This window comes from Streptomyces sp. CBMA29 (assembly GCF_014596445.1).
Taxonomy (GTDB): Bacteria; Actinomycetota; Actinomycetes; order Streptomycetales; family Streptomycetaceae; genus Actinacidiphila.
In genome coordinates, this window is record NZ_MECL01000033.1 from 1 (window position 1) to 10,181 (window position 10,181).

The window sequence follows — 10,181 nt, forward strand, 5'->3', positions numbered from 1 at the left end:
CGGCGCCTTCACCGTCGGCTGAGCGGGAGCGGTGTCCGCGCGCGCCACGGCGCTGCCCGCCACCACCCCGTGGCCGCCGCCCGTACGCCGTTCCAGCCGTCGTACGTCCGGCAGCGTCAGCACGGCGCCGGTCAGCAGGACGACCACCGCGGAGCAGCCCCACAGCGCCTGCGTACGGCCGAAGAGGCTGGCGGCGGGACCGGCCAGGGCCAGGGCGATCGGGGTCACGGCCACCGAGCCGAACCAGTCGTACGCCGACACGCGCGACATCTTGTCCTCGGCGATCTCCTGGTGCAGCGCGAGCATCCAGCCGACCGCGAAGACCTCGATGGCCACGCCGGTGATGAACATGGCGAGCGCCAGGATCCACAGCGGGGAGGCGAGGGCGAGCGTGGCGCTCGGCAGCGCCAGCGGGAAGACGCCGAGGGTGCCCGCGAGCAGCATGCGGCGCGGTTTCCAGCGCATCATCAGCAGGCCGCCGCCGACCGTGCCGACACCGAAGGCGGCCATGGCCAGGCCCCAGGGTCCCGCGCCGCCGAGATGGTCGCGGGCGACCAGCGGCCCGTAGACCGCCTCGGCCGCGCCGACAACCGCGTTGACCACGGCGAACTGCACGACGATGCCCCACAGCCAGGAACGGGAGACGAACTCCCGCCAGCCCTCGCGCAGATCGCTGACGATGCCGGACGCCCGCGCCGGGCGGTCGCCCGCGACGACGTGCAGCCGGGAGCGCATGGCGGCAGCGGCGGCGAAGCCCAGCGCGTCGATCGCCAGCACCCAGCCGGGCCCGAACGCGGCCACGAGCGCGCCGCCGACGGCCGCGCCGCCGATGGTCGCGCCGTTCATCGACATCCGGAAGACGGCGAATGCCTTGCCCGCGTGCGTGGACTCGACCGTGGAGAGCACCATGCCCTCGGAGGCGGGGGAGAAGAAGGCGTGCGCGCCGCCGCCGACCGCGGTCAGCAGCGCCATCTGCCACAGCGTGGCGTGCCCGGCCAGGACGAGCACCGCGAAGGCGGCTTGCGAGAGCGCGTTGACGACGTTGGCGGTCACCATCACCCGCTGGCGCGGGATACGGTCCGCGACCGCGCCGCCGATCAGCAGGAAGACCACCATGGCCAGGGTCCTGGCGGCGGCCACCAGACCGACGCCGGTGGCGCTGCCGCCGGACTCGATGACGGCGTAGGCGGCGGCGATGAGCGCGCCTGAATTGCCGAGGTTGGTGATGAACGAGGCGGTGACCAGCAGTTGGAAATTCCGTCCGGCCCAGGACGGGAGGCGGCTCCTGGGGTCCCGAGGGCCCGGACCGGGCGGGCGGGCGTCGGAGGGGCCGCCGCTGCGGGCCGTGTCGTTCGAGGTCACCCGGGGGACTATGCCCGCAGTCCGATTCCTCTCGCAAACGGATTCCGGCCGGTCCGGGGGGGTGGGGGGCGGCGGGCACCCACCGCCCGCCGCTCCCCGCTTGCTCCTCGCTCGCTCCCCGCTACTTCTTCAGCGGCCGGATCGTGCTCTTGATCTTGTCGATCACCGCGTCCGAGAGCTGGTCGGGCACCCCGCGGTCGGCGTAGAGCACCCACACCACGAGCTTCTTGGCGGCGTCCGTCTGCGTCGGGTCGCTCCAGGCGACGGTGTACGCGGCGCCGTCCGCCGAGCACTTGCTGCTCTTCGGGATGTTGGCGGCGGTCGCCGACGCCTGCCAGCCCGTGATGCCGTGCGCGTTGTGGAACGCCTTGCTGTTCTGCACCTTGGAGAAGGTGCCCTTGCCGTTGTCCTGGTAGGCCCAGTACGCCCACGACACGGCCTGCACCTCGGCGGCGTTGCGCACGCTCTTCGCGCCGTTGGCGCCCTTGGTGCCCACGGCGGCGCGGTCGGCGGAACTGTTGCCGTTCTTGCACCAGTCCTTCTTGTAGTACGCGGGCGCGCTCATCGCGACGGCCGGATCGCCGTTCTTGTCCTCGAAGCCGATCGTCATGCCCTCGCTGTCGACCGACCAGTCCGGCGGTACGTCGAAGGCGACATTGCGCTCGCTGCGGATGACGACCTTCCAGCCCGGAATGACCGGTTTGATGTCGAGCGCCGCCGGGTCGCCGCGCGGCGAGTCGCCCGTGTCGGCGTTGCCGCCCGTGGCGGTGGAGGTGGGCGCGGTGGTGGACGGCGTGCCCGTGGGCGACTGCGGCGCCGACGCGGTCGGACTCTCGTCCTTCGCGTCCGTCTTCTTCTTGTCGTCACCCGTGAGGTAGACCGCGCCGACGACGACCGCGGCGATCACCGCGACAGCGGCGGTGATCGCGATGCCGACCGTCAGCCCTTTGCGGTCGCGCTGCGGCGGCTGGCCGCCAGGGCCGCCGGGGCCGCCGGGACCGCCGGGCACGGGCGGGCCCCAGTTCTGCGGAGTCGGATAGCCGCCGGGCGGCTGCTGCCCGTAGCCGGGCTGGCTGTACGGGGACGGCGTGCCGTAACCGGGCTGCGCGTACGGCTGGGTGGGCGCCGCGGACTGGTTCGGCGGCGCGGGCTGACCCGGACCCGCGGGCTGACCGTAGGGCGGGTTCGGCGGATGCTCCGGCGGCTTCTGGAAGTTCGGCGGACCGGGCTGGGCGGGCTGGGCGGGCTGGGCGGGCTGGTTCGGCTGCTGCTGGTAGCCCGGCTGAGCGTACGGCGAGGGCGTGTCGTAAGGCGTCGGCCGGCCGTACGGCCCCGGCGGATTCGGCGGGGGGGCGCCCTGCGGGTTCTGCTCTCCCCCGTTGTGCTGTTCTCCTGGCCACATGGCTGGAAACACTAGGGGAGTAGGCCCGACGGTTCCACGCCGGATGCCGCTACTGACTGGTAACATCGCACCATGTCCGAGACCTTGCCTTCCATTGGCGAAATGATGGCGGCCACCGTGCCGATGGCCCGCACCCTCAACCTCGAGTACATCGAGACCACGGCGGAGCGCGCCGTCGTCCTGCTGCCCGACCAGCCCGACTTCCACAACCACGTCGGCGGTCCGCACGCGGGCGCGATCTTCACCCTCGCCGAGTCCGCGAGCGGCGCGATCGTGCTCGCCGCCTTCGGCGACCAGCTCGGCCGGGCCGTGCCGCTCGCCGTCCGCGCCGAGATCGCGTACAGCAAGCTGGCGATGGGCCCGGTGACGGCCACCGCGGAACTGGGGCGGCCCGCCGCCGACGTGGTCGCCGAGCTGGACGCGGGGGAGCGCCCCGAATTCCCCGTCGAGATCTCCATCAGCCGGGAGGACGGCGCCGAGACCGCGCACATGACCGTGGTGTGGACGCTCCGGCCGAACCGCTGAACCGGGCGCTTCGCGCCGGTCGCGGGGCGGCGCCCCGGACGGCCCGCTGATCGGCTTGTTTGACTCGCTCTTGACCGGACTTTCGCGGCGATCGGTCGGTTAGGCTTCGGCGGTGCGCGCCGCGCGCGCACGACCCACCGTTGTCCAGGGGAGGAACCCCGCTGTGCACGTCCAGGAGTGGCTCGACGGCATCCCGCCGGTCGTCGTCTATCTGATGGTCGGTCTGGTCGTCGGCGTCGAGAGCCTGGGCATCCCGCTGCCCGGCGAGATCGTCCTGATGAGCGCCGCGCTGCTGTCCTCGCAAGGGCACGTCAACCCCTGGCTGGTCGGCACCGCCGCCATCATCGGCGCGGTCGGCGGCGACTCCATCGGCTACTCGATCGGGCACCGCGGCGGCAAACCGCTGCTCGACCGGCTCGGCCGCAGATTCCCCAAACACTTCTCACCCGGCCATGTGGCCACCGCGGAACGCTCGTTCCAGCGCTGGGGCATGTGGGCGGTCTTCTTCGGCCGCTTCGTGGCCCTGCTGCGGATCTTCGCCGGGCCGCTGGCCGGTGTCCTCAAGATGCCGTACTGGAAGTTCCTGATCGCCAATCTGCTCGGCGGCATCGTCTGGGCGGGCGGCACCACCGCGGTCATCTACTACGTGGGCGTGGTCGCCGAACCCTGGCTGAAGAGGTTCGGCTACTTCGGACTCGCCGCGGCCGTGCTCTTCGGCATCGTCTCGTTCCTCTTCGTGAAGCGGCGCGCCGCCAAGGCGCAGGCGGAGATCGAGCGGCAGGACGCGGCGGCGGCGCCCGAGGTCGCGGTGGCGCGGGGCGAGTAGGCGACACGGCACTTCGCGGACGGCGGGCCCCGGACCTCCGGGCCCGCCGTCCGCGCGTCGGCCGTCACGTCAGGGACTCGCGGTGCGTGTCGCCCGTCACGTCAGGGACTCGCGGTGCGTGTCCGCCGTCAGCCCAGGGACTCGCGGTGCGCGTCGGCCAGCGCCACGTAATGCTCGGCGTTCAGCCGTACCGTGGCCTTCTCCTCCTCGGTCAGCTCCCTGCGCACCTTCGCGGGCACGCCCGCCACCAGCGATCCCGGCGGCACCCGCATCCCCTGCGGGACCAGCGCCGCCGCCGCGATCAGCGAACCGGTGCCGATGTGCGCGCCGTTGAGTACCGTGGCGCCCATCCCGACCAGGACGTCGTCCTCGATCACACAGCCGTGCAGCACGGCGTTGTGCCCGACCGTGACGCCCTCGCCGACGACGGCGGGGAAGCCGGGGTCGGCGTGCACCGTGCAGTTGTCCTGGACGTTGGAGCCCGCGCCGACCGTGATCGACTCGCAGTCGCCGCGCAGCACCGCGTGGTACCAGACGCTCGCGCCCGCGCCCAGTGTGACGTCCCCGAGCACCACCGAGCCGGGAGCGGTGAACGCGGTCGGGTCGATCTTCGGTGTGCGGCCCAGAATGTCCGCGATCAGGGGTACGGGGACGCTGCCGCCCGCCGTGCTCCCGCCCGCCGTGCTCCCGCCCGCCGTGCTCCCGCTCTCCGCGCTCCGCGTCACTGTCGGGTCCGTCATGCCCACCGCCCTCGTCGTCGGTCCTGTGGTCTCCACCCGGCACCGTATACGGTGGGCCCGTGCCGAAGAACGAGAACGTGTTCTCCTCCGCGACCGCCGCCGCCACGGCCTGGCGTCGCCGCGTCGGATCGCGGATGGTGCACCGCGGCTGGCGCTGGGTGCAGAACGCGGGCGCGGTCACCGCCGCGCGCCCGGGACCGCTGCGCTTCGGCCGGATCGGCGAGGGCACCCGGCTGGCCTTCCCGCAGGGCACGGTCTTCGGCGAGCCGTGGATCCACCTCGGCGACCACTGCGTCATCGGCGAGCAGGTCACCCTCACCGCCGGGATGATGCCGGGCCTCGACCTCGGGCCCGACCCCGTCCTGTGTCTCGGCAACGGCGTCGTCCTCGGCCGCGGCAGCCACGTCGTCGCCTCCGTACCGGTGGTTTTCGGCAACGACGTCTACTGCGGCCCGTACGTCTACGTCACCAGCGACAACCACTCGTACGACGACACGACCCAGCCCGTCGGCAAGCAGTGGCCGCGCACCGCGCCGGTCGAGATCGGCAGCGGGAGCTGGCTCGGCTCGGGGTGCGTGATCCTGCCCGGCGCGCGGCTCGGCCGCAATGTGGTCGTGGCGGCGGGCGCCGTCGTCCGCGGCGAGGTGCCCGACTTCGCGGTGGTCGCCGGAGCGCCGGCCCGGATCGTACGGCGCTGGGACCCGGACACCGGCTGGCAGCCGCCGCTGCGCACCCCGCCTCCGCTGCCGGTCCCCGAGGGCGTCACCCCCGAGCAGTTGCTGGCGCTGGCCGATCTGGAGGACCCTGCCTGAACCCCAGCCCTTCCTCGGGCATTTGTTACGTTGCCCGTATGCGCGCACCGATCGGCGACTTCGAGGAAGCCCACCCCGCCACCGAGCGCCGCGACCTGCTCCCGCCGCCGGTCGCCGCCGCCGTCACACCCGACATGCTCTACGTCGACACCGACCCGGAGAAGGCCGACACCGCCGTCTTCGTCGAGACCTACGGCGACGATCTGCTGACCGCCTCGGCGAACTGCGTGGTCGTCGCGGGCAAGCGCGGTCAGGACGTCACGCTCGCCGCGTGCCTGGTGCTCTCCACCACCCGTGTCGACGTCAACGGCGCGGTCCGCCGCCACCTGGGCTCGCGCAAGGCGTCGTTCGCGCCGATGGACACCGCGGTGGGCGAGACAGGCATGGAGTACGGCGGCATCACCCCCGTCGGTCTGCCCGCCCACTGGCCGCTGCTCGTGGACGCGGCCGTCGTGGAGGCGCCGCACCTGGTCATCGGGAGCGGCGCGCGCCGCGGCAAGCTCATCGTGTCGGGCAAGGCGCTGGCCGCGCTGCCCGGAGCGGTCGTCCTCGAAGGGCTCGGTATCTGATGACGCGGTATCTGATGACGCGGCATCCAAGGACGCGGGGCCACGAGGCCGCTGGCTACGAGCGGTCCTCCAGCCTGCGGTGCAGGGCCCTGCCGCCCGCCACCACGGCCGTACCGACCGCCGCACCGGCCAGCACGGCGAAGATCTTCCACGCCCCGGCCAGCACACCCATCAGCGCCACGAGCACGACCAGGCCGAGCACGAATGCCAGCACCGGCAGCGCGTAGTACCAGAGCTGCGCGTACGTCCGCTCGTTGAGTCCGAACGGTGGCGGCGGAGCTTTGCGTCCCATACCCCCACCGTAAACCCACAGGTCAGGGCAGGCGCGGGATCTCGATCGCCGGGCAGCGGTCCATCACCATCTCCAGGCCGGCCGCCCGCGTGCGCTCGAACGCGGCCTCGTCGATCACGTCGAGCTGGAACCACACCGCCTTCGCGCCCACGGCCACCGCCTCGTCCGCGACCGCGCCCGCGAGCGAGGAGTTCACGAAGACGTCGACCACGTCGACCGGGAACGGGATGTCGGCCAGCGAGGCGTACCCCTGCTCGCCGTGCACGGTCTCGGCCTTCGGGTGCACCGGCACGACCCGCTTGCCGAACCGCTGGAGCACGCCCGCGACTCCGTAGGCGGCCCGTGAGGTGTTGTTCGACAGCCCCACCACCGCCCATGTGTCCCCGGTCCCGGTCAGGATCTTCCGCACCGTCTCCGCGTCGCCGTACACGCCGTCCTCCAGCCGCTCGCCGTCATATCGTCCACGTACTGCCGTCGTGCCTGGTCAAACACGGCTCCCGCGCCCGCCATTCCCGGTCGCGGCCCGTAGGCTGACCGGATGGTGGACCGGTATCTGACGGTGGCGCGGGCGGGGGTCTGCGAGAGCGAGATCAAGCGCTCGCGGTTCCGGTGCGCGCTCGCGCCCGTGGCGAGCGAGGAGGCGGCGCAGGAGTTCGTCGGCCGCGTCCGCAAGGAGCACGCCGGGGCCAGCCACAACTGCTTCGCGTACGTCATCGGCCCCGAGGGGCGGCTGCACCGGGCGAGCGACGACGGTGAGCCGGGCGGGACGGCGGGCACACCGATGCTCCAGGCGCTGCTCGGCCGCGAGGTCCGGGACACGGTGGCCGTCGTGACGCGGTACTACGGCGGTGTCCAGCTCGGGGCGGGCGGACTGGCCCGCGCGTACGGGGGCGCCGTCACCGCCGCGCTGGACGAGATCGGCACGGTCGAGCGGCGGCGGCTCGTCCTGGTCACGGTCACCGTGGACCACCAGCGGGCCGGGCGGCTGGAGAACGAACTGCGCGCCGCCGGACACGCCGTCCGCGGTGTCGCGTACGCCGCCGCCGTGACCATCGACCTGGGCGTGCCCCAGGCGGATCTCCCCGGCTTCCGGTCCTGGCTGGCGGACGCCACGTCGGGCGTCGCCGAGCTGACGGTGGGCGGAAGCGCGTATGTGACCGTCTGACGGGCCAGCGTCCCCGGGCGCGGTGACGCTCGGGCGGTGCGCGGGCGGTCGCCGTCGGCCGGGGCGCGGTGACGCTGGTCCCTGACCCGCGCGTCAGGGTCAAGCGGCGGGCCCGTTGAGGGGAGTTGCCGCGAATTACATGGTCTTACGACGGTTTTACGGCTCTCCGGGGACCTGATCACCGATGTCCACCGCCTGCCGGGCGGCGACCTTCTACACTCCATGACCACCGCCGGTGAGCCACGGCGCACGGGCCGCGAGCCCGGATGAGAAGATCGCAGCGGTACGGACCGGGCGCCGGAAGCGGCGCGGCACAGGTGCCCGCGGAAGCCAGCCGAAGTCGTCTGACGCCCGCGGGAGTCGAGGAACGGCGAGGGTGAGCGTGCGGGTCGGAGCGGTCGCGTGAGATTTCTGCACACCTCGGACTGGCACCTGGGACGCTCCTTCCACCGCGTCAGCCTGCTCGACGCCCAGCGCGCCTTCCTCGACCACCTCGTGGACACCGTCAGCGCCGAGCGCGTCGACGCCGTCCTCGTGGCCGGGGACGTCTACGACCGCGCGGTCCCTCCGCTGTCCGCCGTCGAACTCTTCGACGACGTACTGCACCGGCTCGCGGACCTGGACGTGCCCACCGTCATGATCTCCGGCAACCACGACTCGGCCCGGCGGCTCGGTGTCGGCGCCCGCGTCATGGGCCGCTCCGGCATCCACCTGCGCACCGACCCGGCGAGCTGCCACCGACCCGTCCTGCTCGCCGACGAACACGGCGACGTCGCTGTCTACGGGCTGCCGTACCTCGAACCGGCCCTGGCCCGCGAGGAGTTCGCCGCCGACCGGGCCGACCACACGGTGGTGCTCGGCGCCGCCATGGACCGGATCCGCGCCGACCTCGCCGAGCGCCCCGCGGGCACGCGCAGCGTCGTGCTCGCGCACGCCTTCGTCACCGGCGCCGCGCCCTGCGCCAGCGAGCGCGACATCACTGCGGGCGGCGTCGAGGCCGTACCCGCCGAGGTCTTCGACGGCGTCGACTACGTGGCACTCGGCCACCTGCACGGCTGCCAGACGCTCACCGAGCGCGACGCGGCGGGCGAGCCCCTGGCCGAAGGCCCGGGGAGGATCCGCTACTCCGGCTCGCCGCTCGCGTACTCCTTCTCCGAGGAGCACCACCGCAAGAGCATGTGGCTGGTCGACCTCGGCCCCGACGGCGCCATCGACGCCGAACGGGTCGGCACGCCCGTGCCGCGCGCGCTCGCCCGAATCCGCGGACGTCTCGACGACCTGCTCGCCGACACCGCGCTCGACCAGTACGAGGACGCCTGGGTGGAGGCCACCCTCACCGACCCCTTCCGCCCGCACGAGCCGATGGCCGCGCTCGCGAAACGCTTCCCGCACGTCCTCAGCCTCGCCTTCGAGCCGGAGACCGGTGACGACGACCCGCTCGCCTCGTACGCCCGGCGGCTGCGCGGACGCAGCGACCAGCAGATCGCCGAGGACTTCGTCGCCCACGTCCGCGGCTCCGCGCCCGCCGCGCACGAGAGCGTCACGCTGAGCGCGGCCTTCGACGCGGTACGGGCGGACACCGTACGGACGGAACGCGCCTGATGCGACTGCACCGCCTCGAACTCACCGCCTTCGGCCCCTTCGCGGCCATCCAGCGCGTCGACTTCGACGAACTCTCCGCCGCCGGGCTCTTCCTGCTGCACGGCCCCACCGGCTCCGGCAAGACCTCCGTCCTGGACGGCGTCTGTTACGCCCTCTACGGCCAGGTGCCCGGCGCCCGGCCGGTGACGCGGCTGCGCAGTGACCACGCGGCGGCGGGCACCGCCACCGAGGTGGTCCTCGAACTGACCGTCGGGACACGGCGGTTGGAGATCACCCGGCGCCCCGAGCAGCCGCGGGCGAAGAAGCGCGGCACCGGCACCACCATGGACAAGGCCGTCACGCTGCTGCGCGAGCGCAAGGACGGCGGATGGCAGGCGCTGTCCAAGTCGCACCAGGAGATCGGTGAGGAGATCAAGCAGCTCGTCGGCATGAGCTGCGAGCAGTTCTGCCAGGTGGTGCTGCTGCCGCAGGGCGAATTCGCCACCTTCCTGCGCGCGAGCGCCACCGAAAGGAGCGCACTGCTCGGGCGGCTCTTCGACACGCGCCGCTTCAAGGCCGTCGAGCACTGGCTGCGCGACCGCAAGCAGGACGCGGCCGGGCGGCTCGCCGCCGGTGACAAGGGGCTGGTCCACCTCGCCGAGCGGATGCGCCAGGCCGCGGGCGGCCTTGCGGCCGGGGCCGCCGCTGACGGAGCGCCGGACGAAGGCCCTCCGCCCGAAGGGCTGTTGGAGTGGGCCGCGGTCCTGCGCTGCGACGCCCGCGAGGCCGCCACGATCGGCGCGCAGGCTGTGCTGCACACCGAGGCCGCCCACCGCGCCGCCGGGGGGTTTGGGCGTGGGCCGGCGCCGGTCGCGGGGCGCGGGTCCCGCCGCCCAGGCGCCCCGGG

General features: G+C 73.2%; 12 protein-coding genes. 7 read left to right on the forward strand and 5 right to left on the reverse strand.

From position 1 onward, the window contains the following. Both BGM09_RS04890 and BGM09_RS04895 read right to left on the reverse strand, forming a co-directional pair. Positions 1–1,362, reverse strand: a 1,362-nt coding sequence (locus tag BGM09_RS04890) for an MFS transporter (protein ID WP_188280154.1), incomplete at its 3' end; no start/stop codon positions are given. A gap of 121 nt (positions 1,363–1,483) precedes the next feature. Next, positions 1,484–2,764, reverse strand: a complete 1,281-nt coding sequence (locus BGM09_RS04895; protein ID WP_188280155.1) for a hypothetical protein — start codon at positions 2,762–2,764, stop codon at positions 1,484–1,486. A 72-nt stretch (positions 2,765–2,836) separates the two neighbouring features. On the opposite strand from BGM09_RS04895, the gene BGM09_RS04900 reads away from it, so the two are divergent. Further along, entirely contained in the window at positions 2,837–3,289 is a 453-nt protein-coding gene (locus BGM09_RS04900) for a DUF4442 domain-containing protein (protein ID WP_188280156.1), read from the forward strand. A gap of 163 nt (positions 3,290–3,452) precedes the next feature. Further along, positions 3,453–4,115, forward strand: coding sequence for a DedA family protein (locus BGM09_RS04905; protein WP_188280157.1), 663 nt, complete (start codon positions 3,453–3,455; stop codon positions 4,113–4,115). A 128-nt stretch (positions 4,116–4,243) separates the two neighbouring features. On the opposite strand, the gene BGM09_RS04910 is transcribed toward BGM09_RS04905, so the two are convergent. After that, complete coding sequence (locus BGM09_RS04910) at positions 4,244–4,855, reverse strand: gamma carbonic anhydrase family protein (RefSeq protein ID WP_188280158.1); 612 nt, start codon at positions 4,853–4,855, stop codon at positions 4,244–4,246. 59 nt (positions 4,856–4,914) lie between these two features. Here BGM09_RS04910 and BGM09_RS04915 point away from each other — a divergent pair, with 59 nt between their 5' ends. Then, complete coding sequence (locus BGM09_RS04915) at positions 4,915–5,667, forward strand: acyltransferase (RefSeq protein WP_188280159.1); 753 nt, start codon at positions 4,915–4,917, stop codon at positions 5,665–5,667. A 38-nt stretch (positions 5,668–5,705) separates the two neighbouring features. Continuing rightward, positions 5,706–6,236, forward strand: coding sequence for a YbaK/EbsC family protein (locus BGM09_RS04920; RefSeq protein ID WP_188280160.1), 531 nt, complete (start codon positions 5,706–5,708; stop codon positions 6,234–6,236). Between the two features lie 55 nt (positions 6,237–6,291). Here BGM09_RS04920 and BGM09_RS04925 read toward each other — a convergent pair whose 3' ends face one another. Beyond that, positions 6,292–6,528 (reverse strand): hypothetical protein, encoded by a 237-nt coding sequence (locus tag BGM09_RS04925; protein WP_188280161.1) that lies wholly within the window; start codon positions 6,526–6,528, stop codon positions 6,292–6,294. 22 nt (positions 6,529–6,550) lie between these two features. Next, a complete protein-coding gene (locus tag BGM09_RS04930; RefSeq protein WP_188280162.1) occupies positions 6,551–6,958 on the reverse strand; it encodes a CoA-binding protein in 408 nt (135 codons plus the stop codon). Positions 6,959–7,066: 108 nt separating this feature from the next. Between BGM09_RS04930 and BGM09_RS04935 the strand changes: the two genes are divergently transcribed. The 3 genes from BGM09_RS04935 to BGM09_RS04945 form a co-directional block, all read left to right on the forward strand. Next, positions 7,067–7,693 carry a YigZ family protein gene (locus BGM09_RS04935; RefSeq protein ID WP_188280163.1) on the forward strand — a complete coding sequence of 209 codons (627 nt, stop codon included), beginning with the start codon at positions 7,067–7,069 and terminating at the stop codon, positions 7,691–7,693. A gap of 402 nt (positions 7,694–8,095) precedes the next feature. Next, the gene (locus tag BGM09_RS04940; RefSeq protein WP_188280164.1) at positions 8,096–9,295 is read left to right on the forward strand and encodes an exonuclease SbcCD subunit D; all 1,200 of its coding nucleotides are present in this window, start codon (positions 8,096–8,098) and stop codon (positions 9,293–9,295) included. Continuing rightward, positions 9,295–10,181: AAA family ATPase (locus tag BGM09_RS04945; RefSeq protein ID WP_188280165.1), on the forward strand; the 887-nt coding region annotated here is incomplete at its 3' end. The genes BGM09_RS04940 and BGM09_RS04945, both read left to right, overlap by 1 nt.